The following is a 23316-nucleotide window of genomic DNA, read 5'->3' as shown; positions in this document are numbered from 1 at the left end:
CAGGCAGACCTCACGACGTTACGAGCAGAAATCCAGCGGCAGGCGACGCGGGACGAACTGGCCTTTGCCCAGTTGTTCGGCATCGCGCAGGGTGCGCCAGGTGTAATCCAAAGCACTGCGCACAGCGCTGGCGAGATGTTCGCCCTGCGCCAGGCGACCGGCCAACGCGCTGGCCAGTGTGCAGCCGGAACCGTGATAGCTGCCGGGCAGACGCTGACAGATAAAGGTTTCACGCAGACCGTCGCGGCTATACACGCGGTTGTGGATTTCAGTTTCGTCGCCATGGCCGCCGGTGATCAGCAGGTTTTTGACGAACGGCAGGAGTTTTTCAGCGCACTGGTCGGCGGTGCCTTCAGGCAGTTCGGCGAGGATGCGCGCTTCGGGAAGATTAGGGGTGGCAATGATCGACAGCGGCAGCAGACGCTCACGCATCGCGTAACCCACCTCGTCCTTGCCCAGACGTCCGCCGCCGCCGGCGCGCAGCACCGGGTCGCAGACCACCGGCAAGTGCGGGTGCGCCGAGAGCAGTTCGACAACGGTGTCGACCATTTCCAGCGAACCGAGCATGCCCAGTTTGACTGCCGCGACTTCGGAGTCGTTGAGTACGGCATTGGCTTGAGCCAATACCCACTCACGGTCGAGGACGCGGAAGTCAGTGACGTTGACGGTGTCTTGCACGGTCAGGGCGGTGACGGCCGGAGCCGCATGGCAACCCTGCGCGAGCAGGGCTTCGATATCTGCCTGCAAGCCGGCGCCACCACTTGGGTCGTGGCCGGAGAGACAGAGGACAACGGGGCGGGAGCTGTAGATATTCATGGTGCGCGAGCTTACCACCAAACCTGATTTTCGGGTTCAGTGCCGTTGTCCCGGGCCACTAACCTGGCAGGAGAATCCGACCGCTCTGTCACAAGCTGACCATCTCAACAGCTCTAGCTCGCTGCTTTGCTCTGGAACGCCCGTTCTAGAGCCTTTGTAGGAAAAATTTCAATGGTGCTCAATGGCCATCAACGGCTATGCTAGTCTGGATCCAAACCAATAACAGGTAATACCGGTTTTACGTCTACTCAAAGGGAATGGGGGGGCTTCCTGACACAACCGGACGAGCCACGCTGGGGCTTCAATGCGCTATTTGCTGATGTTGTTGTTCTGCTTGCCCCTCATGGCGAGCGCCGTCGAATTCGACGAATTTACCCAGAGCCTCCCTCTGGGCCGGTCGCTGCAAGTGTTCGAAGACCCGAGCGGTCAGGCGAGCATTGCCGATGTTCGTGCGCAAGCTGCCGCCGGCAATTTCAAAGTTCACGATAAGGCCACGCTTAATGCCGGTTACTCGCGCTCGGCGTTCTGGCTGAAAATTGACCTGCAGTACCGTCCGAGCAATCCCGCCGTCCAGCGCACCTGGCTGCTGGAACTGGCTTATCCACCGCTTGACCATCTCGACCTCTATACGGCCGACGCCAATGGCGACTACCGCCTCGTCCGGCAAACCGGCGACGCCTGGCCGTTCGCCAGCCGCGAGATCCGCCAGAACAACTATTTGTTCGACCTCGCTTTCGCACCGGGTCAACAACAAACCGTGTACCTGCGACTGGCCAGTGAAGGCTCGATTCAGGCACCGGTGACGTTGTGGTCGAGCACGGCGTACCTCGAAGATCAGCCGGTGCGCCTGTATGTGCTGGGGATCATTTATGGCGTGCTGTTGGGGATGCTGGTCTACAACCTGTTCATCTACCTGAGTGTGCGCGACACCAGTTACCTCTATTACATCTTCTATATCGCCTCGTTCGGCCTTTATCAGCTGTCGGTGAACGGCGCGGCGGTGGAGTATTTCTGGCCGGACAATCCGTGGTGGGCCAACGCGGCCACGCCATTTTTCATCGGCTGTGCGGGGCTGTTCGGCAGTCAGTTCGCCCGCAGTTTCCTGCAGACCAAAAACCATAGTCGCTGGCTTGATCGCCTGCTGATTGCACTGATCGCGTTCGGTGCGCTGGTGGTTGGTTTGTCGCTGATGACCAGTTACGCGTTGTCGCTGCGCCTGGCGACGATACTGGCGCTGACCTTCACTGTGGTGATTTTCGCCGCCGGGATTCTGGCCTGGTGGCGCGGCTTGCGGGTGGCGCGCTATTTCATCATCGCGTGGTCGGCGTTTCTGCTCGGCGGCATCGTCAACACGCTGATGGTGCTCGGCCTGCTGCCGAACGTATTCCTGACCATGTACGCCAGCCAGATCGGCTCGGCGATCGAGGTGGCGCTGCTGTCGTTGGCGCTGGCCGACCGGATCAACGCGATGCGCGAGCAACAGGCGCAGACCTTGTATGACGCCGGGCAAAAACTCGAAGTGCTCAACCAGCAACTGGCCCACAGCAACAAACTCAAGGACGAATTCCTCGCAACCCTGACCCACGAATTGCGCACACCGATGAACGGCGTGATCGGTTCGCTGGAACTGATGCAGACCGTCGAGCTGGATCCGGAGCTTGAGCAATACCAGCAGACCGCCGCCGGTTCGGCGCGGGACATGATGCGCATGGTCAACGGCATCCTCACCCTTACGGAATTGCAGGCCGGCAAGCTCAAGGCTGTGCCGGGCAGTTTCAGCCTGCGCGCGGTGGTCGAAGCGCTGCGCGTGCAGTTCGACAGCAACGCGGCGAGCAAGTCGCTGGACTTCAAGGTCGAGGTGCTGCCGACCCTGCCGGATCGCCTGCACGGCGACAGCGCCAAACTCGCGCAATGTCTGGAATGCCTGCTGGACAACGCGATCAAGTTCACCCGCGTCGGCGGGCTGGCGCTGCGGGTGACCGGCAAACCGTCGACGGACAATCGCCTGGCGTTGTCGTTTGCGGTGATCGACACTGGCATCGGTTTTACCGATCTGGGCGAGGCGACGATGTACCAGCGCTTCTTCCAGCTCGACGGTTCGATGACCCGCGAATACGGCGGACTGGGCGTGGGGCTGGCGATCTGCCGACAGTTGGTCGAGCTGCTTGGCGGCAAGCTTACTCATCGCTCCGAACCTGGACGTGGCAGCCGTTTTCAACTGGACGTTGAGTTTGAACTGCCGGCGGTTGAAGCTGCGCCGATCATCGCGCCTTCGCACGATTGTGTGCGTGCGCCGCAGGACTGCACGGTGTTGCTGGTGGATGACAACAGTGTCAACCAACTGGTGATGCGCGGCATGTTGCTCAAGCTCGGCTTTCGCGTGCGTACCGCCGACAACGGCGCGGCGGCATTGGATTGCTTGCAACGAGAGACTTTCGACGCAGTGCTGATCGATTGCCAGTTGCCGGCTTACGACGGCGCGTTATTGTGCTGCCAGATTCATGCGTTGCCGGGCTGCGCGAACTTGCCGGTATTCATGCTGGCGCTAACTGCCGACCGAGAGCTTTGCGCAACGGGGGCGCCGGTCGATTACCTGAACAAACCCGTAAAATTCGAAGATCTGCAATCTGCGCTGGAGCGGCGGGTGCTGTGCTGCTAGCAGGGTAAAAGCGCCGCAAATTCGGCGGATATGACACTTTGACCGGTTGCGGAGCGGTGCTTAACTGGGTTCCTTGGTTGCCCGAAGGAGCCCGTCATGAACCTGCATCAGTTCGCCGAAACCCACGAAGTCACCAACCAGCCACCGTCGCTGGACGGCACTAACCTGTACCGCATCGACCTGCCGTTGCAGGAGTGGTCGCGGCGCTTTGGTGCCGGGTGGGCGGAGTCGCGGATCGATGCCTACGGTGCACTCGCTGGAGGGCCGTTGATGGAAGCCGGGTTCCTCGCCAACCAGAATAAACCAACGTTCGCCAGCCATGACCGCTACGGTCATCGCATCGATCTGGTGGAATTTCATCCGGCCTATCACGAACTGATGCGCACGGCGATCGAGCATGGCCTGACGTCGCTGCCATGGACCCATCCACAGGACGGCGCGCATGTCGCGCGCGCCTCGATGACCTATCTGCACAGCCAGGCAGAAGCCGGCAGCGGTTGCCCGTTGACCATGACTTTCGCCAGCGTGCCGGCCCTGCGTTTGCAGCCGAATCTGGCCGAGCAATGGCTACCGAAAGTCCTCGCCACCGCATACGACCCGCGCAACGTCGGCATGGCGCACAAGGCCGGCGTGACCATCGGCATGGCCATGACCGAGAAACAGGGCGGCACCGACGTGCGCGCCAATACCACAAAGGCTTACCCGGTCGGCGCCAGTGGCCCGGGTCAGGCCTATGAACTGGTCGGGCACAAGTGGTTCTGCTCGGCGCCGATGTGCGATGCCTTCCTCACGCTGGCGCAGACCGACAAGGGTTTGAGCTGCTTCCTGTTGCCGCGTCATCGCCCGGACGACACGCGCAATCAGTTCTACATCCAGCGCCTGAAAAACAAACTCGGCAACCAGTCCAACGCCTCCAGCGAAGTGGAGTTCCGTGGCGCGCTGGCGTGGATGGTCGGTGAGGAAGGGCGCGGCGTGCCGACTATTATCGAGATGGTCGCCATGACTCGGTTCGATTGCATGGTCGGTTCCAGCGCTTTGATGCGCCAGGCGCTGACCCAAGCCAGCCACCACTGCGCACACCGCAAGGTCGGCGGCAAACTGCTCAGCGAACAGCCGTTGATGCAAAACGTCCTGGCTGATCTGGCCCTGGAAAGCGAAGCCGCGCTGGCCCTGAGTTTGCGCATGGGCAAGGCGCTGGATCATCTGGATGATCGCCACGAAGCGCAATTCGCGCGGCTGGTGACGGCGGTGGGCAAGTATTGGATCTGCAAGCGTGCACCGGGGATGATCAACGAAGCGGCCGAGTGCATGGGCGGCGCCGGGTATGTCGAGGACAGTATCCTGCCGCGTCTGTACCGTGAGGCACCGGTGAACTCTACGTGGGAAGGCTCGGGGAATGTGCAATGCCTCGACGTGCTGCGCGCGTTGTCGAAAGAGCCGGGGGTGCTGGATGTGTTGTTCAGCGAACTCGGTGACGGGCATGGCGAGAAGCGTCTGGCGGCGCATATTCAGCAGTTGCAGGCGCAGTTCAAAGACACCAGTGATATTCAGTATCGCGCGCGGCAACTGACCGAAGACATCGCGCTGGGTTTACAGGCCAAGCTTCTGTTGGAGGCCGGAAATTCAACGGTCAGCGATGCCTTCATCGCCAGCCGCCTGAGCGGTGGCGGCCGGGTTTACGGCGCCTTGCCGCGCGGGCTGGACGTCGAAGCCATCGTCGCCCGCTCAACTCCACAAGGTTTCTAATCAAGCAAAAATCCCTTTGTGGGAGCGAGCCTGCTCGCGAAAGCGGTGTATCAGTCGACATCTTTATTGAATGACCCACCGCATTCGCGAGCAGGCTCGCTCCCACAGGGGATCTTCATTGATTTAAAGATTGTGGGTACACCCACAACGCCACTGTTCCCGTGACGCCACGATGCAGGCAAGATGAAGCTCTGCAAGTCAGAACACAGGAAGCTGATCGTGACCGAAGCGTTTATTGTCGTTCAAACCGCCGAACAAGCCGTGGACCGTCTGGCCGAGCTGCATGAGCGGGCCACCACTGCGCTGAACTCGGCGCTCAAGCGTTACCTCAAGGATCGCGTCGAACCCGACGCTGCGCAGCGTGCTCTGTTTCGTTATCCCGAACTGCGTCTGACCTATCACTGTCAAGGCGAAGTGCCGCAGACCACCCGCGCTTACGCCAAGGTGCAACTGCCGGGCACTTACAGCGTCACCGTCACCCACCCGGCGGCGTTCCGCAAATACCTGCTCGAACAGTTGGTGCCGTTGATGCACGACTTCACCGTGACCGTGGAAGTCGGCGTCAGCCAGCAAAACATTCCGTATCCGTATGTGGTCGAGCAGGGCGATGAACTCGCCGGTTCCGGCGTCACTGCTGCCGTGCTGGCGCGGGTGTTCCCGAGTACCGACCTGTCCGCCGCCACCGATGGCATCGCCGACGGTCTCTACGACTGGGAAAACACCGATCCGCTGCCGCTGGCCTTGTTTGACGCTGCGCGCGTGGATTTCTCCCTGCGCCGTCTGGTGCACTACACCGGCAGCGATTGGCGCCATGTACAGCCGTGGATTCTGCTGACCAACTATCACCGCTATGTCGACCAGTTCATCGTCCATGGTCTGGAACAGTTGCGCCGCGACCCGCGATTCGTGCGCATGGTCTTGCCGGGCAACGTGATCATCGAGAAGGGCATGGATCACGGCGAAGCATCGGCGATTGCGGCCGGTGTGGTCTGGCACCGATACCAGATGCCGGCCTATCACCTGATTGCCAGCGATGGCCACGGCGTGACGCTGGTCAACATCGGCGTCGGCCCGTCCAACGCCAAGAACATCACCGACCACTTGGCGGTGCTGCGTCCGCATTGCTGGCTGATGATCGGCCACTGCGGCGGTCTGCGTCAGTCGCAGACCATCGGCGACTATGTGCTGGCCCACGCTTACATGCGTCGCGACGGCATTCTCGACCGTGTGGTGCCGCCAAACATCCCGATCCCGGCCCTGGCGGAAGTGCAAATGGCCCTGCAGCAAGCAGCGGCCAACGTCACCGGCGAGAAGGGCGATGACCTGAAGAAACGCCTGCGCACCGGCACCGTGCTGACCTACGACGACCGTAACTGGGAATTGCGTTGGGCGCAGGAACGACCGTTGATCAACCTGTCCCGCGCTGTGGCCGTGGACATGGAAAGCGGCACGATTGCAGCGCAGGGTTATCGCCTGCGGGTGCCGTACGGCACGTTGCTCTGCGTTTCAGATAAACCGCTGCACAGTGAAATCAAACTGCCGGGTTCGGCCAACGCCTTCTATGAACGCGCGGTCAGCCAGCACTTGAAGATCGGCATTGAAGCGGTGGACCTGCTGCGCACCGAGCTCAACTCGTTGCACTCGCGCAAACTGCGCAGCTTCGACGAGCCGCCGTTCCGTTAACGCTTAGTCGTGGTCATTTGGCGGTCGGGGCACTAGCATTGTCAGCCCTGATCGCTAAATGTCTGTTCTCTTATGTCTCGTCCCCCGCGTCCACCTTCCCGCCGCCCCGGCGCGAAGCCTCAGTCGTCCGCGCCACGCCGTGTTGCCAAGGCACCGCCGGCCGAGCCGAAACTGATCCTGTTCAACAAACCGTTCGATGTGCTGACGCAATTCAGCGACGGTGAAGGGCGGGCGACGCTCAAGGATTTCATCGATGTGCCCGGCATTTATCCGGCCGGACGCCTGGATCGCGACAGCGAAGGATTGTTGCTGCTGACCAACGACGGGCAGTTGCAGGCGCGTATCGCCGATCCGAAACACAAACTGGCGAAGACCTATTGGGTGCAGGTCGAAGGTGTGCCGACGGCTGAGCAATTGCAGCGCTTGCGCGATGGCGTTGAACTGAATGACGGCATGACCTTGCCCGCCGAAGCGCGGCAACTGGATGAGCCTGAATTGTGGCCGCGCAATCCGCCGGTGCGTTTTCGCGCCACCATACCGACGTCATGGCTGGAACTGGTGATTCGCGAAGGGCGCAACCGTCAGGTACGGCGCATGACGGCGGCGGTAGGCCTGCCGACATTGCGGTTGGTGCGGGTGAAGATTGGTGACTGGACGATCGACGGACTCGATCAGGGCCAGTGGAAGGAAGTGCCGGCGCGCTTATAAAGCGCCGGACTCGATCAGGCCGATCACCACACTCTTGATGATGAACGCGGCCACGCCCAGGCCCAGTACGAAGAACAGAATGAACGAGCCAAAGCGCCCGGCTTTGGACTTCTTCGCCAGATCCCAGACGATGAAACCCATGAAAATGATCAGGATGCTGACCAGACCGGTCATCATCCACTCTTCGAGTACTGCTGGATCCATTGGGGTTCTCCGGCATGGGCGCGGCTAAAAGGGCGCGGCGAGTATACGCCAAGGTGTGCGGGGTGGCATTGATCTGGGTCTGATCCGAAACCTTTGCCCTCACCCTAACCCTCTCCCAGAGGGAGAGGGGACTGACCGGGGATGCTCGCAAAATACGCCGACCTGAACGTTCTGTTGTGAATCCATAATCGACTCAATTTTTCAGGTCGATGTATGACAGCAGACACCTCGGTCGGCTCCCTCTCCTGGGGGAGAGGGCTGGGGTGAGGGGGCCTTTGATCAGTTGCGCAGGTGGGTCAGCGGCAGTTCCGTGCTGTTCAAAACCTGATTCAGCACAAAACTCGAGCGCACACTGGTCACGCCTTCAATCCGGGTCAGGTGTCCCAGCAATAGCTTCTGATAGTGATCCATATCCGGCACCACCACCTTCAACTGATAGTCAGCATCCACCCCCGTCACCAGGCTGCATTCCAGCACCTGCGGCAACGTACGGATCGCCGCTTCGAAATTCTCGAAACGCTCCGGCGTGTGCCGGTCCATGCCGATCAGCACATACGCCGTCAGGCTCAGCCCGAGCATCTTGCGATCGAGCAATGCGACCTGGCGCGAGATGTAGCCGTCGTCTTCCAACTGCTTGACCCGGCGCGAGCACGGGGAAGGCGACAGACCGATGCGCTCGGCCAACTCCTGGTTGGAGATGCGGGCGTCGCGCTGCAATTCCGCCAAAATACTCAGGTCGTAACGGTCGAGTTTGCTCATCAATCTGTCCTTGGTTGTAACTATTGCGGCAGATTATCTATCCAGGGTTAAAAATTGCGCAAGTGGTGTTTATTTCAGCAATCTTCGCAATCCTCTGTCGCCGTCTCAGGCCTATTCTTATCACCAGAATCACTGCTCGGTAACACAGTCCACAGCGGCCCGCCCTATCAGGCCCGCCGCGGCCGCCACCCCCACCGGGGTTGTGCCGGCCCCCGAGCTGCACACTGTCCAGAAGACGGCGTGAGGTGAGCCGACGTCAAAAGCGTCGAGCCAGGACGAAGTTCTCTAAAGGGAGGCCGACGGGTCTCCCTTTTTTCTTGCCTGCGATTTCATGCCGGACGCTCAGTAAATAAGTTGCGTGACTGATAACCTGTTGCAGAACCCGGTGTGTGTATTCCCGGTCTTAGTGACAAGCCCTCTTACATTTACAGGCCCCGCAGTGAGAAAAAGCATGAATTCGCGCATCTGGCGTCTGGCCGGTGTTGGTTTGCTGTGTGTGAGTGTCAGTGCGCAAGCGCTTGCCGATGAACCGCAGAATCGCGGGCCGGAGGGCGGTGGCCATGGCCAGGACCATCAGGGCAATAATCAGGGCCATGGCGGCAACAATCAGCCGCGTCCGCAGAATAATCAGCCACAGCAGAATCAGCCGCGCCCGCAGAACAACGAGATCATTCGTGGCGACAACAGTCGCCAGTTCGAGCACAACGGCCAGCAGCACAACAACAATGGCCAGTGGCAAAACCACGACCAGAACCGTCCGGCGTATAACCCCAACCCGGTGCGCCAGCCGCCACCACCGCCACAACTGCCGGCCAATAGCCTGCCGATCCAGCCACGGCCCGACACCGTGCGCCAGAGCCAGGAACCGCGTCAGGGTTACTACCGCGACGAGCGCCCGCAAAACGGTTATCACAATCAGCAATGGCAGACCGGTAACCGGCCCAATGACAATCGCTGGCCGGGCCGTCCGGATGGTCATGGCAATGGCTGGGGGGCTGGTCCGCAATATCGACCGGGGCATGTGATCGACCGTTTCCCGGATCGTGACTACCGCGTGCCGTATCGCGGTCAGGATTACTTCTACTCCGCAGGCTACTGGTATCGCCCGCAAGGCCCGCGCTACATCGTCGTGCAGCCGCCACGCGGGATTCGCATTCAGTATTTGCCCGATTACGCCCGTGAAGTGTGGATCGGCGGTTCGCTATTGTTTCTCGCCGCCGGTGCCTACTACACGTATCAGGAGGCGACCCAGGATTATGTAGTCGTCGAGCCGCCGGTTCAGCCGCAACCGCAGCCGCAATCCCAAGGCTATGACGTCGAAGCCTATCCGGCCAACGGCCAGTCGCCGGAGCAGGTGCAGCAGGACGGATACCAGTGCTATCAGTACGCCGTGCAGCAAAGCGGTTTCGACCCGCGCACCGCGACGTATCAACCGGCACCCGAAGTGGTGCAGGCCTACCGCCAGGCTCAAGGGAGTTGCCTGAGCAGTCGCGGTTATCAGGTCAGTTACTGAAGCCGGGTTTGCGCCCGTTCTGACTTGACCACTTCCTGCGGGTCGGCGTGCACCAGCACTTCGGCTCGCGGGTAGGCCTTGTGAATCGCATCGGCGGCTTGATCGCTGATGCCGTGGGCCACTGACAGGGTCAATTCCCCCGGCAATTCCAGGTGCAACTGCACGAACCAGTGGTTGCCGGAGATCCGCGTGCGCAAGTCATGCGCGCCCAACACCCCCGGCACGCTGCAGGCCAGTTCGAGCATGTGCTGACTGACGTCGGTTGGCAGTTCTTCATCCATTAGCACCGAAAAACTTTCCCGGGCGATCTGGATCGCACTCCACAGGATATAGGCGGCAATGCCGAGTCCGAACCAGGCATCCAGTTGATGCCAGCCGAAGCCGGCCAACACCAACGCCACCAGAATACTGCCGTTGAGTAACAGGTCGGATCGGTAATGCAGTGAGTCGGCACGCACGGCGTTGGAACCGGTCTGCTTGATCACTCGATGCTGCAGCACCAGCAAGGCCACCGTCAGCAGCAATGAGAAAATGATCACGCCAATGCTGATCCACGGTGCGCCGAGCGGTTCCGGATGCTGGATGCGTTCATAGGCTTGAAACGCGATCAATACCGCGCTGCCGCCAATGAACAGCGCCTGCGCCATCCCTGCCAGCGACTCCGCCTTGCCGTGACCATAACGGTGATCGTCATCGGCCGGGCGCAGCGCGTAATGCACGGCCAGCAGATTGAGCAGCGAAGCGATGCCATCCAGCGCCGAGTCGGTAAGGCCGGCGAGCATGCTCACCGAGCCGCTGAGCCACCAGGCGATGGCTTTGGCGATGATCAGCGTGCACGCCACCGCTACCGAGGCGCGGGTCGCCAGCCTGAGCAGGCGGGCGTGTTCGGGGCTGGATGTCATTGAACGTCCTTTTTAAGCGGCGGGTTGCAGGCCGAACATCGCCAGTTGTTGAGTGCTGCCCTTGTGTTGAATCAGGCGCGGATCATCCAGTGGGAAATCTCGGCCCAACTCGCTTTCGAGAATAGCCTGCAACTTGTGATTATCGACCTGACCGTCCGGGCCGATGGCTTGCTTGAGTTTGGCCGGGTCGATCTGCGCAGTGTGGCCCGGTTCGAAATAGATCGCACCGGTGGCGAAGTCGACGGCAAACGCGATCAGCCCGGGGATGATGTAGAACAGCAGGCCCACGGCGTCGAGCACGGCAATCGCCGGGTCGATCTTGCCGTCGATCTGACCGCGCCGGTCCGGGTAGAAAATCGAACCGCACGCGGTGATTTGCGTGAGCAGGGTGGCGACCAGTACACCGCCGATCAGGCGAAAAGGTAAGCGCATGGGGAAATCTCCTGATTCATCTAAGAACGAAGCGTAGTCGTGTGAAGTTAAGACCCTGACGAACGCCTAGCAGTTCGCCGTTATACTCGGGCCTGGCAGGGCATGCCCACAGTAAATTGCGGCCTCGTCTCACCCCTACCGAAATACGTTGAGGATTGAAGTTGTTTTCTCCAGATCGACACCGCGTGAAGGCTAATGAATCCTATCGGGGTTCGGCCCTACGGGCTAAAGCTGTGAGCGCGCCGTGCTGCGTTGCGGGACTTGGCAAGGAAACGACCCTTACCTGCGTCCCGCGCCTTGCCTGGCACGCTCACAACTTTAACGCGACTCGCAATTTACTGTGGGCACGCCCTGGGGAGCCAGCATGATTTCTTTGCCAATCGATGATGTTTTACCCGCCCTGCGTGAAGCCCTTGCGACACGCCACGAAGCCGTGCTCGAAGCACCGCCCGGCGCCGGTAAAACTACACGTGTGCCGTTAGCTTTGCTGAATGAAGCGTGGCTGGCCGGGCAAACCATTCTGATGCTTGAACCGCGCCGTCTCGCCGCGCGTGCAGCTGCAGAAAGATTGGCCAGTGAACTGGGTGAGAAGGTCGGTGAAACCGTCGGTTATCGCATTCGTCTCGACAGCAAAGTCGGCCCCAATACGCGTATCGAAGTGGTCACCGAAGGCATTCTCACCCGCCGTTTACAGGATGATCCGGCGCTGGACGGCGTGGGCCTGCTGATCTTTGACGAATTTCACGAACGCAGCCTCGACGCCGATCTGGCGCTGGCCTTAAGTCTGAACGGTCGCGAGCTGTTCCGGGCTGAACAGCCGCTGAAGATTTTGCTGATGTCGGCCACGCTGGAAGGCGAGCGTCTGGCCGGGTTGCTGGATGACGCGCCGATCCTGCGCAGCGAAGGCCGCATGTACCCGGTGACGATGCGCTGGGGCCGGCCGTATCAGCCCGGCGAGTACATCGATCAGCGCGTTACGCAAACCGTGCTCGAAGCGCTGCATGACGAAACCGGCAGCCTGTTGGTGTTCCTGCCGGGGCAGGCGGAAATCCGTCGCGTCCATCAACAACTGGCCGACGCCATCGGTGAGCGCAGCGATGTTTTGCTGTGCCCATTACACGGCGAACTGGACCTCAACGCCCAGCGTGCCGCCATCGACCCGGCGCCGACCGGCCAGCGCAAAGTGGTGCTGGCGACCAATATTGCCGAAACCAGTTTGACCATCAACGGCGTGCGCGTAGTCATTGATGCCGGGCTGGCGCGGGTGCCGCGTTTCGACCCCGGCAGCGGCATGACCCGCCTCGATACCCAGCGGATTTCCAAGGCCAGCGCCACTCAGCGTGCGGGCCGCGCCGGGCGACTGGAACCGGGGGTTTGTTATCGCTTGTGGTCGCAGGATCAGCACGAACAACTCGCCGCTTATGGCAGTGCGGAAATTCTCTCGGCGGATCTCGCCAGCCTCGCTCTGCAATTGGGGCGCTGGGGTGTCACGCCGGGTGAACTGGTCTGGCTGGATGTTCCGCCAGCGGCGGCTTATGCACAGGCGCAGGATTTGCTGCAACGGCTCGGTGCGCTGGAAGGGGAAACGCTGACCACTCACGGTCAGGCCATGGCTGAGTTGCCGGCGCATCCGCGCATCGGGCATTTGCTCCTGCGCGGTCAGGCGCTGGGGCTGGCGACCATGGCCTGCGATGTCGCCGCGCTGCTGGGCGAGCGCGATATCTTGCGCGGTGCCGGGGCGGATTTGCACAGTCGATTGGTCCTGCTATCCGGCGAAGAACGCGCCGCTCGCGGTGCGCAGGGTGGTGTGCAGCGCGCCCGGCAACTGGCGCGGCAATATCGCGGTTATCTGCGCGGCAAGGCGAGCGAGCCGGTCAGCGATCCCGATCATCCGCGCTGGCTCGGCGCCTTGCTGGCGCTGGCCTACCCGGATCGCGTCGCGCAACAGCGGCGTGCCGGTGGCGCCGAATATCGTCTGGCCAACGGTCGCGCGGCGCTGTTCGCCGAAGCCGACAGCCTGATGAAAGAGCCGTGGATCGTCATTGCCGACCTCGGCAGCCGTCAGGGCCAGCGCGAAGAACGCATTTATCTGGCGGCGGATTTCGATCCGGCGCTGTTCGATTCGGTGCTCGCCGAACAGGTGCGCAACGTTGATCAACTCGACTGGGACGAGCGCGAAGGCGTGCTGCGCGCCGAGCGCCAGCGCAAGGTCGGCGAGTTGATTCTCAGCCGTGAGCCGTTGACCGGTCTTGATGAAAATGCGCGCAGTCAGGCGTTGGTCAATCTGGTGCGGCGCAAGGGGCTGGAGCTGTTGCCGTGGACGCCGGAATTGCGTCAGTGGCAGGCGCGGGTGGCGTTGTTGCGCCAGTTGGAATTGAACCATCAGGACGACAGTCAGTGGCCGGATGTCAGCGATGCGACATTACTGAACACCCTCGAAGACTGGCTGATGCCGTATCTGGGCAAGGTCTCGCGGCTCAGTCATTTTGCCAACCTCGACCTGTCGAGCATTGTGCGCAATCTGCTGCCATGGCCGCTGCCGCAGAAGCTCGATGAGCTGGCGCCACATCATCTGAGTGTGCCGTCGGGGTCGTCGATTCGTCTGGACTACAGCGAGTTTCCGCCGATTCTCGCGGTGCGTTTGCAAGAGTTGTTCGGGCTAGCCGATACCCCGCGCATTGCCGGCGGGCGGCAGGTGGTCAAGTTGCATCTGTTGTCGCCAGCAAGGCGACCGGTGCAGGTGACGCAGGATCTGGCCAACTTCTGGCGCAGCACCTATGCCGAGGTGAAAAAGGATTTGAAGGGTCGCTATCCGAAGCATTATTGGCCGGATGATCCGCTGGTGGCCGAGGCGACTGCACGGGCCAAACCGCGCGGCACCTGAAGAGTAAAAAATCGCAGCCTGCGCAGCTCCCACAGGGTTTCGTGGTGGGGCTGCCTGCGATGTCATTTCATGAACGCGAAAAGACCGTTTTGACCCACCCCTGCAAGGTGTACTTCTGGTAGATGTGCTCAGGCACATCGACATACGGATCAGTAATGAACCGTTCCGGAATCACCGGATTAGCCTCATCAATGACCAAAATGTTCGCCGGGTTGTAAAAGTCATAGTCGACCACGCCCTGGTTGGTGGTAATGACTTTTTTCCGTGAGGCCATGGCTTCGAAGAACCGGAAACTCAATCCCGCCTGACCGGGCTTGGCAATGTCGAGAATGATCCGTGAGCGCTTGACCAGCTCCCCTACCGACTCCAGCGACATTCTTTGCTCGAAAAAGGTGATGCCCGGATGCGCGCCCTGAACCGGTTTGGACTGAACCAGAAACTTGTAATCGGTCAGCCCGAGGCGATCGAATTCCTCGGCCAGACCGGCAAGTGCCGGCACCCGATCCTTGCCCGCCATCACCACAAACGCCGAGTACTCACCGGGCTCACCGTCCGCGATGTAGTCGTCGTAAATGAAGTTGTAGAGTTTTTTCAGCCCGTAGCTTTCGGCATTTTCCGGGTCGAAGGAAAACACCTCGTCATAACCGGTAAGGGCTTCGCGAGTCATCGGCCAACGACTGAAGCTGTCGTAGAGGTAGGCGATCTTGTGGTCGGAGACCTTGAGTCCGGCGGCCAACTGGTTTGCATCGATCTGGGCCGGGTTGATGATGAGTGCCACATCGAAACGTCCATGCGCAGCGATGGCTTTGTTGAACAGGCGTATCTGCGCCCAGCGTCTCAGTGGGCGGCGCAGGATTTTCGGCGCTTGATCAAAGCTGTTCTGCATCGATGACGTATCGATGAAACACACGTCGTTGTCGATCATCAGATAGTCCGCCAGTTTGCGCGCGTAACCACCAATGTCCTTGCACACCAATAAGATTTTCATGGGATTCCATATCGTCAATTCGGGCGACGGGGCGATGATCCTCGGCCCAGCCTATGGCGCCGCCGGCAGCAGGAAGCGCGCAATCACCGGCAGGTGATCGGAGATGCGCAACGTGTCGTCCTGGCGCACCCTTGCTTCGACCCGCTTGATCTTCGGGCTGTAAAACAGATAGTCGACCGTGCGATCCGGGCCATTCAGGCCGGGGTCGTTGGGGTAGTGGGTCAGCCAACGCGCACGGTCGATGCCGCTGGCTTCGTTGTTGGTCGGGATCATCGGGTACTTGTCCCACAGCAGATGCAGTTCGCTGTCGGCGGAGTAGGGCGTGCGCTGTTCGGCAGGCAGGCGGCGGTACTGGCCGAGCGGCAACAGATTGAAATCGCCGCCGATCAGCCACGGCAGGCCCTGGCTTTCGTACTTGTCGAGCACTTTGGCTACGGCGGTCAATTGTGCCTGCGCGGTGTCACCCGGTTGGCTGGAGCGTTCAAGGTGGGTGTTGAATACGGTCAGTTGCCCGCCGTCACTCAGGGGTAGTTTGGTCGCGAGCAGGGCGTCTTTCGGCTGGAACTGGCGGTTGATGAAGTTGGCGGCAGCGACCGGCAATTGCAGGCGTTCTGCGTGTTCGATGCGGTAGCGACTCAGGGTCGCCAGTTGCCGGCCGACGCTGCCGTAAATGTGCGGGTCGGGGACGAATTCGGCCTTCCAGTCGAACGCACTGGCACTGCACGGATACAGGTCAGCGACCCGTTCCTGCAACAGTTTGAGCTGATCCTGATAATCACTGGCCTTGGCGCCGTCATCGAGTTCCTGCAACAGCACCAGATCGGGCTGCTCGTCGCGGATCACTCGCGCCACTTCGTCGAGGCTGAAGGCCATGTCTTCCAGCGTCGGCGCTTCATCATCGCCCTGAGCCAGATCATTCCAGAACACGTAGCGTTTGCCGGCCAGGTATTGCACGTTCCAGGTCATGACTTTCAGCGCCTGCCCGGGCACCAGCGTCGGCGTTGTGGCGGTGCAACTGACCGGCAAGGTTTCGCGGGCGTCGGGGCGCCAGGTCAGGCTGAACAGCAGCCCGCCGATCAGGATGATGGCGAGCACGACAAGCAACAGGGTGTAGCGCAGTAGACGGGTCATGGCTCGGCTTATAGCGTTACAGAAAGTGGCCCCGAGCATACCTGACGGTCGTCTCGAAGCCCAAGCGCAGTGCGCTCAGATGGCTCTGTCGCGTTTGTCAGGCAATTCGCTGATCAGCATGAACAGGCGAAACAGCACCACGCTGGTGAACAGTTGCAGGAAGCTGTGAGCGCTGTCGATCAGAATGGCGATCACAGGATTCTGCGGCTCGGGGTACACCGCCAGTGTCGCGCCTTTGAGCAACCACAGCGGCGTCATCACGCAGAGAATGCACAGCAGGATCCGCCAGAAATGCCCGCGGGTCAGGCGCAGGCTTTCCTTCATCGCCTGCAAAGGCCCCATACCACGCAGCACCAGCAGGTATTCGCCGAACGCGAGCATCACCATCAGCATCAGGCCCGGCAGGAAGTACAGCGACAGGCCCAGCAGAATCAGCAAGGTATTGAGCGCCGTGAGCAACGCGAAGCGCGGCCAAAGGGTGGCGGCCATCGCCAGCAGGTCGCGGTTGCGCGGCGCCTCGCCACGGCTGCGCGCATCGAGAAAGAGGATCAGTGCGGCGGTGTACAGCGGATACACCAACAGACCAACGACGATGCTGATCGCCGAGATGTTATCCGGCCCGCTGGCGTGATCGACCACTTGTTGCAGGAATGCTTCGAAAATCACCAGCGGCAGGCACAACCGCACGATGCTGCCCAAATGGCGTTTGAAAAAATACAGAGAGTCGCGCAGCACTTCGAGGGCATTCATCAGTCGGTATCGCAGGTCGAAAACAGTGGCTCACTTTAACCGATGATGGCTGGCGCGACACAAACGTAAACATTCGGTAAAGGTCATTGAAACGTTTTGTCGCCGTCTCCATTACAGGAGAGCACCTCGGCCAACGTGGACGAGGGCAATGTTATCCCCGGCAATCTACGAGGTCGCCATGAACAGCGAAGAGCAAACCCTGATCGATGGACTGTTTTCCCGGCTGCAACAGGCCGAAACGGAGGCAGCCCCGCGCGACGCCCAGGCCGAGGCGCGGATCAAGGAACACCTGACCCGCCAGCCGGCGGCAGGTTATTTCATGACCCAGGCGATTCTGGTGCAAGAGGCAGCGCTCAAGAGCCTCGACGAGCAGAACAAGCAACTGACCCGGCAAGTCCAGCAGTTGCAGGCCGAGTTGCAAGCGGCCAAGGCGCAGAGTGCCGCACCGGCGCCGAGCGGCGGCGGTGGTTTCCTGTCGAGCATTTTTGGTGGCAGCCCGCGTCCGGCGCCGACCCAGAGCGCCCCAGCCTCGACTGGCGGCTGGCGCGAACCGGCAGCGCAACAGAATTACGCGGCCCCCGCGCCACAACAGAACTTCGGCGCAGCGCCGCCTAACTATGCGCAACAAGCCGCTCCGGCAGCCGGCAGCAGCTTTCTCGGCGGTGCCTTGAAAACCGCCGCCGGTGTGGCCGGTGGCGTGATGCTGGCGCAGGGCATCAGCAGCCTGTTCCATCACAACCAGCAGCCGGAAGAAATCGTTGAAGTGATCAAGGAAGAGCCGGCGCAGGTCGCCGACCAGAGCAACAACGGTTGGGGCGATGACCCGCGTGTGGCCGATAACGGCTTCTCTGGCAATGACCAGGGCGGCTTCACCGACACCGACTACGGCAACGACAACTTATCGTTCTTCGATGACGACGATTCCTTCGTCTGACTCACCATTCGTCCGGAGCCCCTGAGGGCTCCGGGCCGATTATTCGCGGAACCCTCCTGATGGCTGGCATACTGAGCGCCTTTTTCGGGCCTGGCGCCTGATCCCGCTTCGTGCGCTTGCGCGCCCACAGGAACTCCGGTGAAAAAAATCGCAGTGTTCGCCGACGTGCAGAACCTCTACTACACCGTGCGTCAGGCTTATGGTTGTCACTTCAACTACGCCGCATTGTGGGCCGACATCAGCAAGGACGGGCAGATCGTCGAGGCCTACGCCTATGCGATCGACCGTGGCGACAGCAAACAGCAACAGTTCCAGCAGATCCTGCGCAACCTCGGTTTCACCGTGAAGCTCAAGCCCTACATCCAGCGCAGCGACGGCTCGGCCAAGGGCGACTGGGACGTGGGCATCACCCTCGACATCATGGACGCCGCCGACCACGTCGACGAAATCGTCCTGGCTTCCGGTGACGGCGATTTCGACATGCTGCTCGAACGCATCATCAACAAGCACGGCGTGCAAGCGGTCGCCTATGGCGTGCCGGGCCTGACCGCCAACTCGCTGATCCGCGCCGCCAGCCGTTATGTGCCGATTGAAGGCGCACTGTTGTTGAAGAATTGAGCTGTTACTGAAGAATTGATTTGTACGGAGTTGAACCCGGTTTGGAACGCATTGCAGTCATCGACTTTGAAACCACTGGCCTGTCGCCGAACAGCAACTGCCGCGCCACGGAAATCGCTGTGGTCATGCTGGAAAACGGCCGCATCGTCGAGCGTTACCAGAGCCTGATGAACGCCGGCGTACGCGTCCCTGCGTTCATCGAGCAACTGACCGGCATCAGCAACGCCATGTTGCGCACCGCGCCCTCGGCCGAGCAGGTGATGAACGAGGTCAATGAGTTTGTCGGTTGCACGCCGCTGGTCGCGCACAATGCCTCGTTCGACCAGAAGTTCTGGGACTTTGAACTGGGGCGGATCAAGCGCACGCGGTTGCAGAACTTTGCCTGCTCGCTGCTGCTGGCACGGCGGCTGATGCCGGCCGCGCCTAATCATAAGTTGGGTACGCTGACCACGTTTGCGCGCCTGCCGCACACGGGGCAGGCTCACCGGGCCATGGCCGATGCCGAGATGGCGGCCAATCTGATGGCGCATCTGGCGGATGAGTTACGGCACAAGCACGGCGTCAGTGAGTTATCGCATGACCTGCTGTGCAAACTGCAAAAAGTCCCGGCCGCGAAAGTCAGCGAACACCTGCAGCGCTACCGCTGATCCCAAGCCCAACACAGAACCCCTGTGGGAGCGAGCTTGCTCGCGAATGCGGTGTGTCATTCAACTTCAATGTGACTGATCTACCGCTTTCGCGAGCAAGCTCGCTCCCACAGGGGGGCATCATCGTCCTCAGGCTTTGCCGTTGCTTTCGATATGGCCGAGTGGCACGCGTTTTTCGATCGCACTCGACAACACAATCAACGTCTAGGAATTGCCGAAGGCTGCGATCTTTTCGCGTCAGGCCAGACTGGCGAATTGTTGACTATCAACCTTGTCCACCGGCATAAATCCGGTTGTTTTCTTGAAATTCATCGTGTGTACAAAGTTCTTCATCGAATCGGATGGATCGATGCTTTGCATGTTGAGTTTGAATAGCGTCTCGCGTGCAAGCGCGACGCTGAGGATCGGCTGATCTTCGAGATGGCCGGTTGCGGAGTTGAGAAGAGAGTCAACCGCCGTAACAATGACGAGTCGTTCGGGAAGAATACTCAGCAGTTCCTGGCCTACGCGCAAAACACAGCTGGATACGTAGTCCTGTAACAGCTCATTGAATTTGCTGATCGGCATTTTTTTAACTGACAGTTTTCCACTCTGTAGTAGTGACTTGATTTCTTGAGGGATCACTTTGATGCCGTGTACCGAGAGCGTGCATTCGAGAATGCCAGTTTCGGCAACCGAGAAATTAATTGACGTGCCCAAGTGCGAAATATCCGTGAACGGATCCACTCGCAGGACTGCATCAATTTTCGATTGGGCATTACCAGCGAGTATTCCCAACGCAAGCTCGTGATCTACTTTCCAATCCTGATACTGCGCTTCCCACTCGCTTAATTCTTGAGCTAACTGCTGCGTATCTTTGGCAACCGCTGCTTGAATGGCTAATTCAATTTTTTTGCGTTGCCTGGCCTCAAGTTTCAAGGTGCGCGCAAAGAAACCAGGCTTGTAACTGGATTGTTTTGCCCTTGCCTGGTTTTCATGGGTATTGAGCGCTTCGGGTTTGATCGGTGGCAGTTGATTTGCGAACTCACTCCAGTCGATTATCTCGCCACAATCTTTATGCACGGAAAGCAACAAATCTATGTGGTTTTCATAGACCTCAACTTCGTACGCTGCCTGCTCAAGAGCCTCCATTTTTGCGAATTCTTTCTGACGTACCTGCAATTCGCGTTGGCGCCGCTTCGAGTTGCGCTCAGCTCTCCTGGCTGACGCCTGCATCGAGCGTAGGGTTCCCTTCCAAGTCATTTCTGAGTTCCTCTCATTTGTAACGGGGCTTTATTTTTTTAGAAGGCCGGTTCGCGGCATAGTCAGGACATTAGCTGCTGCGTTGGGTGGCGTCCATCGACCAAAAGTCTCGTGTAATCGGGTTGTTTAGTTACGTGTATGGGTTGGCGAAGCATCCTACTGAAGTTTAGGGGGAATCCGTCTTGAGCTCAGATAACCCCGCCGATAACCTCTGTGTGTCGCTGCAAATTCAGCGATCGGGACTGCAAGCCCGCCGATAGTTTGTTAGGAGACCACTGGCAAACCTATAATCGCGTCGCTTCAATTAGCGACTATCGATTTATGGTAGCTGTGTGCGGGAGACCTTCGGGTCTGCCGAGGTCTCCTACTCGGTCTTGCAGACCCGCGCACAGCTGCCACCCATCATCTGCAAGTGATGCGGGCAGCTCCGATGTTCCAAGGAGATTTGTCATGGTCAAGGTTGTTCCCGCGCACTCAGAAAATTTCGGTTCAGCAATCCCTGGTGAGCCGCTCATACAACCCCAATTGTTCATCCGTCATCACATTCAACTGAGGGCTACTCTGCAACATGCGGAGGCTTGGTTCTGTGCCCGAGACATCGGTCGTCTCATGGGGCTGGAAATCAATGCGCGGCAAGTGCTCAAGCTGGATGAGGATCAGCGGCGGATGATGCATCTGTCAGGTAATGATGGCGCTCAAGAGTTTTTGATGCTGAGCGAGTCAGGGGTTTACGCAATGCTGGTGTATCACTATTCCCCAGAGAACCGTCATCTGCGTCGTTGGCTGACTCACGAGATTGTGCCAATGCTTCGTCAGAACTCGAAGTCAGTTCCAGACCCACATTTGCGCTTGATCAGGTGTGCCGGGGAAACGTTGAGACTTCTGCACTGGCGCAATGAGCCATGGATACGCATGCGAGACATGCCGTACATGTTGACTCAGGAAGGGGCCAGCTACAGATGAAGGCCGCTAGTTGTTTCAGGATAGAAAGTTGATTTTTGATCGGATGAATGAGTTATGAACCTGCTCGCGATGACGGTGTGTCAGCCAAAATTTTTATCGACGGATACACCGCTTTCGCGAGCAGGCTCGCTCCCACAGGGGGCATCATCGTTCTCAGGATTTGCCGTTGCCTTCGATCTGGCCTAACGGCACGCGCTTTTCGATCGCGCTCGACAACACAATCGAGGTCTTGCTGAAGCCAAACTTCGCCACCCGATTGATCAACGCCTCCAGCTCCGTCATCGACCCCACCGCGGCCTTCATCATCACGCACGGATCGCCCGTGACTCGAAAGCACTCGGTCAGTTGCGGGATTTTCACCAGTTCGTCGTAGACCTTCTGGCTGCCGTTCTGGTGCAGGCGCAATTCGATCATGCACTGGATTGGCAGGCCGATTTTCGACAGGTCGATTTTCGCTTCATACCCGGTGATTACCCCGGCAGCTTCAAGCTTGGCCACGCGCTCGGCCACCGCCGGGGCGGAGAGGTTCACTTTGCGCGCCAGGTCGGCGTAGGACGCACGGCCGTTTTCCAGCAGGGCGCTGAGCAGCATGCGGTCGTATTTGTCCAAGGCCGGACTCCTGAAAATGCCAGACTTTCGAAATCCCGGTTTATTCCGACGATCTCCGTTCTTTCAAAAGTGTACCGGCCCTATAAACAGGTTTTGTAACTTATTTTTGCCCGCAAGCCTTTCTAGAATAACTAATCCCGAGAGCCTGACATTCGAGCTGCCCATGCCTGCCTTGCGCCGTTTTTCCTTGCCGCTGATCGCCGCGTTTTTTGCGTTGTACGTGATTTGGGGATCGACCTATCTGGTGATCCGAATTGGCATCGAATACTGGCCGCCGCTGATGCTCGGCGGGGTGCGCTTCGTGATCGCCGGCAGCCTGATGTACGCCTTCCTGCGCTGGCGCGGGGCACCGGCGCCGACCTGGGCGCAGTGGAAGGCGGCGGGGATCATCGGGATTTTGCTGCTCAGTTTCGGTAATGGCGCGGTGAGCGTGGCCGAGCACACGGGCGTGGCTTCGGGTGTGGCGGCATTGGCGGTGGCGACGGTGCCGTTGTTCACGTTGCTCTGTGGCTATTTCTGGGGAGCGCGCAATACCCGCTTGGAGTGGGCCGGGGTGGCGTTGGGGATTGTTGGTATTGCCATGCTCAACATGGGCTCGAACCTGCAATCGAGTCCGCTGGGCGCAGCATTGCTGATTTTCGCGGCGGCAACCTGGGCGTTCGGTTCGGTGTGGAGCAGACATTTGCCGTTGCCACAGGGCGCGATGGCCAGCGCGGTGGAAATGCTGGTCGGCGGTGTGGTGCTGCTGATCGGCAGCGCCGTCAGTGGCGAGCGTCTGCAAGCAATGCCGCCAGTTGAAGGCTGGCTGGCGCTGGCGTACCTGATCTTCTTTGGATCGATCATCGCCTTCAACTCTTATATGTATTTGCTCAAGCACGTGCGTCCAGCGGCGGCGACCAGTTATGCCTACGTCAACCCAGCGGTCGCGGTATTGCTGGGGATTGTGTTTGTCGGCGAGACCATCGGCATCGAAGAAGCGCTGGCGATGCTGGTGATCATCAGCGCGGTGGTGTTGATCGGACTGCCACAGTGGCGCCGTCCGGCACAGCCGCCAGTCGTGGCGCCGACAGCCGTTCCCACAGAAACGCGTACGAATTAGGGTAAACTGCGCGGCATTGCATGCCTGCG

General features: G+C 59.9%; 21 protein-coding genes and 1 pseudogene. 11 read left to right on the top strand and 11 right to left on the bottom strand.

What is annotated here, in order from left to right; all coding sequences use genetic code 11:
• Window positions 1–18: 18 nt before the first annotated feature.
• Window positions 19–816, bottom strand: a complete 798-nt coding sequence (locus AB4N74_RS19990; protein ID WP_099759363.1) for a hydroxymethylpyrimidine/phosphomethylpyrimidine kinase — start codon at window positions 814–816, stop codon at window positions 19–21.
• A gap of 304 nt (window positions 817–1120) precedes the next feature.
• Here AB4N74_RS19990 and AB4N74_RS19985 point away from each other — a divergent pair, with 304 nt between their 5' ends.
• The 4 genes from AB4N74_RS19985 (at window position 1121) to AB4N74_RS19970 (ending at window position 7612) form a co-directional block, all read left to right on the top strand.
• On the top strand, window positions 1121–3475 hold the full coding sequence (locus AB4N74_RS19985; protein ID WP_460097022.1) for a 7TM diverse intracellular signaling domain-containing protein: 2355 nt from the start codon (window positions 1121–1123) through the stop codon (window positions 3473–3475).
• Between the two features lie 96 nt (window positions 3476–3571).
• Window positions 3572–5221 (top strand): acyl-CoA dehydrogenase family protein, encoded by a 1650-nt coding sequence (locus AB4N74_RS19980; protein WP_460097021.1) that lies wholly within the window; start codon window positions 3572–3574, stop codon window positions 5219–5221.
• A 183-nt stretch (window positions 5222–5404) separates the two neighbouring features.
• Entirely contained in the window at window positions 5405–6904 is a 1500-nt protein-coding gene (gene amn, locus AB4N74_RS19975; protein ID WP_016986142.1) for an AMP nucleosidase, read from the top strand.
• Window positions 6905–6976: 72 nt separating this feature from the next.
• Window positions 6977–7612, top strand: a complete 636-nt coding sequence (locus tag AB4N74_RS19970) for a pseudouridine synthase (RefSeq protein WP_093434639.1) — start codon at window positions 6977–6979, stop codon at window positions 7610–7612.
• Here AB4N74_RS19970 and AB4N74_RS19965 read toward each other — a convergent pair.
• Window positions 7607–7816, bottom strand: coding sequence for a DUF2788 domain-containing protein (locus AB4N74_RS19965; protein ID WP_129395647.1), 210 nt, complete (start codon window positions 7814–7816; stop codon window positions 7607–7609). The two genes, AB4N74_RS19970 and AB4N74_RS19965, sit on opposite strands and share 6 nt — an antisense overlap.
• 279 nt (window positions 7817–8095) lie before the next feature.
• The gene (locus AB4N74_RS19960) at window positions 8096–8575 is read right to left on the bottom strand and encodes an Lrp/AsnC family transcriptional regulator (RefSeq protein WP_008081091.1); all 480 of its coding nucleotides are present in this window, start codon (window positions 8573–8575) and stop codon (window positions 8096–8098) included.
• A 451-nt stretch (window positions 8576–9026) separates the two neighbouring features.
• Between AB4N74_RS19960 and AB4N74_RS19955 the strand changes: the two genes are divergently transcribed.
• Window positions 9027–10088 carry a DUF6515 family protein gene (locus AB4N74_RS19955; protein WP_460097019.1) on the top strand — a complete coding sequence of 354 codons (1062 nt, stop codon included), beginning with the start codon at window positions 9027–9029 and terminating at the stop codon, window positions 10086–10088.
• Here the strand turns inward: AB4N74_RS19955 and AB4N74_RS19950 are convergent.
• Together AB4N74_RS19950 and AB4N74_RS19945 are read right to left on the bottom strand one after the other, a co-directional pair.
• Complete coding sequence (locus AB4N74_RS19950) at window positions 10082–10990, bottom strand: cation diffusion facilitator family transporter (protein ID WP_093434645.1); 909 nt, start codon at window positions 10988–10990, stop codon at window positions 10082–10084. The genes AB4N74_RS19955 and AB4N74_RS19950 overlap by 7 nt on opposite strands.
• Before the next feature lie 12 nt (window positions 10991–11002).
• Entirely contained in the window at window positions 11003–11422 is a 420-nt protein-coding gene (locus AB4N74_RS19945) for a hypothetical protein (RefSeq protein WP_016986146.1), read from the bottom strand.
• A gap of 364 nt (window positions 11423–11786) precedes the next feature.
• Here AB4N74_RS19945 and hrpB point away from each other — a divergent pair, with 364 nt between their 5' ends.
• Window positions 11787–14306, top strand: a complete 2520-nt coding sequence (hrpB, locus tag AB4N74_RS19940; protein WP_460097017.1) for an ATP-dependent helicase HrpB — start codon at window positions 11787–11789, stop codon at window positions 14304–14306.
• 67 nt (window positions 14307–14373) lie between these two features.
• Here the strand turns inward: hrpB and AB4N74_RS19935 are convergent, their stop codons facing one another.
• From AB4N74_RS19935 to AB4N74_RS19925, 3 genes are all read right to left on the bottom strand, one after another.
• Window positions 14374–15294: a hypothetical protein gene (locus tag AB4N74_RS19935; RefSeq protein ID WP_460097016.1), complete on the bottom strand. Its 921-nt coding sequence runs from the start codon at window positions 15292–15294 to the stop codon at window positions 14374–14376.
• Window positions 15295–15345: 51 nt separating this feature from the next.
• Window positions 15346–16425, bottom strand: coding sequence for an endonuclease/exonuclease/phosphatase family protein (locus AB4N74_RS19930; protein ID WP_460097014.1), 1080 nt, complete (start codon window positions 16423–16425; stop codon window positions 15346–15348).
• A gap of 75 nt (window positions 16426–16500) precedes the next feature.
• Entirely contained in the window at window positions 16501–17175 is a 675-nt protein-coding gene (locus AB4N74_RS19925; RefSeq protein WP_093434664.1) for a YciC family protein, read from the bottom strand.
• A 178-nt stretch (window positions 17176–17353) separates the two neighbouring features.
• Here AB4N74_RS19925 and AB4N74_RS19920 point away from each other — a divergent pair, with 178 nt between their 5' ends.
• From AB4N74_RS19920 to AB4N74_RS19910, 3 genes are all read left to right on the top strand, one after another.
• Entirely contained in the window at window positions 17354–18109 is a 756-nt protein-coding gene (locus tag AB4N74_RS19920) for a DUF2076 domain-containing protein (RefSeq protein WP_460101196.1), read from the top strand.
• Window positions 18110–18247: 138 nt separating this feature from the next.
• A complete protein-coding gene (locus tag AB4N74_RS19915; RefSeq protein ID WP_003228475.1) occupies window positions 18248–18727 on the top strand; it encodes a LabA-like NYN domain-containing protein in 480 nt (159 codons plus the stop codon).
• A 41-nt stretch (window positions 18728–18768) separates the two neighbouring features.
• Complete coding sequence (locus AB4N74_RS19910; RefSeq protein ID WP_077574644.1) at window positions 18769–19374, top strand: 3'-5' exonuclease; 606 nt, start codon at window positions 18769–18771, stop codon at window positions 19372–19374.
• A 129-nt stretch (window positions 19375–19503) separates the two neighbouring features.
• Here AB4N74_RS19910 and AB4N74_RS19905 read toward each other — a convergent pair.
• Window positions 19504–19578 (bottom strand): annotated as a pseudogene (locus AB4N74_RS19905) (Lrp/AsnC family transcriptional regulator); the annotation flags it as partial.
• Window positions 19579–19611: 33 nt separating this feature from the next.
• Window positions 19612–20616 carry a hypothetical protein gene (locus AB4N74_RS19900; RefSeq protein WP_212620987.1) on the bottom strand — a complete coding sequence of 335 codons (1005 nt, stop codon included), beginning with the start codon at window positions 20614–20616 and terminating at the stop codon, window positions 19612–19614.
• Window positions 20617–21066: 450 nt separating this feature from the next.
• Here AB4N74_RS19900 and AB4N74_RS19895 point away from each other — a divergent pair, with 450 nt between their 5' ends.
• Entirely contained in the window at window positions 21067–21579 is a 513-nt protein-coding gene (locus AB4N74_RS19895; RefSeq protein ID WP_460097012.1) for a BRO-N domain-containing protein, read from the top strand.
• Between the two features lie 153 nt (window positions 21580–21732).
• Here the strand turns inward: AB4N74_RS19895 and AB4N74_RS19890 are convergent, their stop codons facing one another.
• On the bottom strand, window positions 21733–22188 hold the full coding sequence (locus tag AB4N74_RS19890) for an Lrp/AsnC family transcriptional regulator (protein ID WP_099757250.1): 456 nt from the start codon (window positions 22186–22188) through the stop codon (window positions 21733–21735).
• 163 nt (window positions 22189–22351) lie between these two features.
• Here AB4N74_RS19890 and yedA point away from each other — a divergent pair, with 163 nt between their 5' ends.
• Window positions 22352–23287 (top strand): drug/metabolite exporter YedA, encoded by a 936-nt coding sequence (yedA, locus tag AB4N74_RS19885; protein WP_460097010.1) that lies wholly within the window; start codon window positions 22352–22354, stop codon window positions 23285–23287.
• Window positions 23288–23316 lie beyond the last annotated feature (29 nt).

The sequence above is a fragment of the Pseudomonas sp. H3_C08 genome, assembly GCF_054669455.1.
This window is presented reverse-complemented; position numbering and strand designations above follow the sequence as displayed.

Coding starts and splice junctions, on each gene's coding strand:
- AB4N74_RS19930 (WP_460097014.1), bottom strand. CDS start 16,425: ATGACCCGTCTACTGCGCTACACCCTGTTGCTTGTCGTGCTCGCCATC.
- yedA (WP_460097010.1), top strand. CDS start 22,352: ATGCCTGCCTTGCGCCGTTTTTCCTTGCCGCTGATCGCCGCGTTTTTT.
- AB4N74_RS19960 (WP_008081091.1), bottom strand. CDS start 8,575: ATGAGCAAACTCGACCGTTACGACCTGAGTATTTTGGCGGAATTGCAG.
- AB4N74_RS19970 (WP_093434639.1), top strand. CDS start 6,977: ATGTCTCGTCCCCCGCGTCCACCTTCCCGCCGCCCCGGCGCGAAGCCT.
- AB4N74_RS19900 (WP_212620987.1), bottom strand. CDS start 20,616: ATGACTTGGAAGGGAACCCTACGCTCGATGCAGGCGTCAGCCAGGAGA.
- AB4N74_RS19980 (WP_460097021.1), top strand. CDS start 3,572: ATGAACCTGCATCAGTTCGCCGAAACCCACGAAGTCACCAACCAGCCA.
- AB4N74_RS19990 (WP_099759363.1), bottom strand. CDS start 816: ATGAATATCTACAGCTCCCGCCCCGTTGTCCTCTGTCTCTCCGGCCAC.
- hrpB (WP_460097017.1), top strand. CDS start 11,787: ATGATTTCTTTGCCAATCGATGATGTTTTACCCGCCCTGCGTGAAGCC.
- AB4N74_RS19955 (WP_460097019.1), top strand. CDS start 9,027: ATGAATTCGCGCATCTGGCGTCTGGCCGGTGTTGGTTTGCTGTGTGTG.
- AB4N74_RS19950 (WP_093434645.1), bottom strand. CDS start 10,990: ATGACATCCAGCCCCGAACACGCCCGCCTGCTCAGGCTGGCGACCCGC.
- AB4N74_RS19935 (WP_460097016.1), bottom strand. CDS start 15,294: ATGAAAATCTTATTGGTGTGCAAGGACATTGGTGGTTACGCGCGCAAA.
- AB4N74_RS19945 (WP_016986146.1), bottom strand. CDS start 11,422: ATGCGCTTACCTTTTCGCCTGATCGGCGGTGTACTGGTCGCCACCCTG.
- AB4N74_RS19920 (WP_460101196.1), top strand. CDS start 17,354: ATGAACAGCGAAGAGCAAACCCTGATCGATGGACTGTTTTCCCGGCTG.
- amn (WP_016986142.1), top strand. CDS start 5,405: ATGAAGCTCTGCAAGTCAGAACACAGGAAGCTGATCGTGACCGAAGCG.
- AB4N74_RS19925 (WP_093434664.1), bottom strand. CDS start 17,175: ATGAATGCCCTCGAAGTGCTGCGCGACTCTCTGTATTTTTTCAAACGC.
- AB4N74_RS19895 (WP_460097012.1), top strand. CDS start 21,067: ATGGTCAAGGTTGTTCCCGCGCACTCAGAAAATTTCGGTTCAGCAATC.
- AB4N74_RS19965 (WP_129395647.1), bottom strand. CDS start 7,816: ATGGATCCAGCAGTACTCGAAGAGTGGATGATGACCGGTCTGGTCAGC.
- AB4N74_RS19985 (WP_460097022.1), top strand. CDS start 1,121: ATGCGCTATTTGCTGATGTTGTTGTTCTGCTTGCCCCTCATGGCGAGC.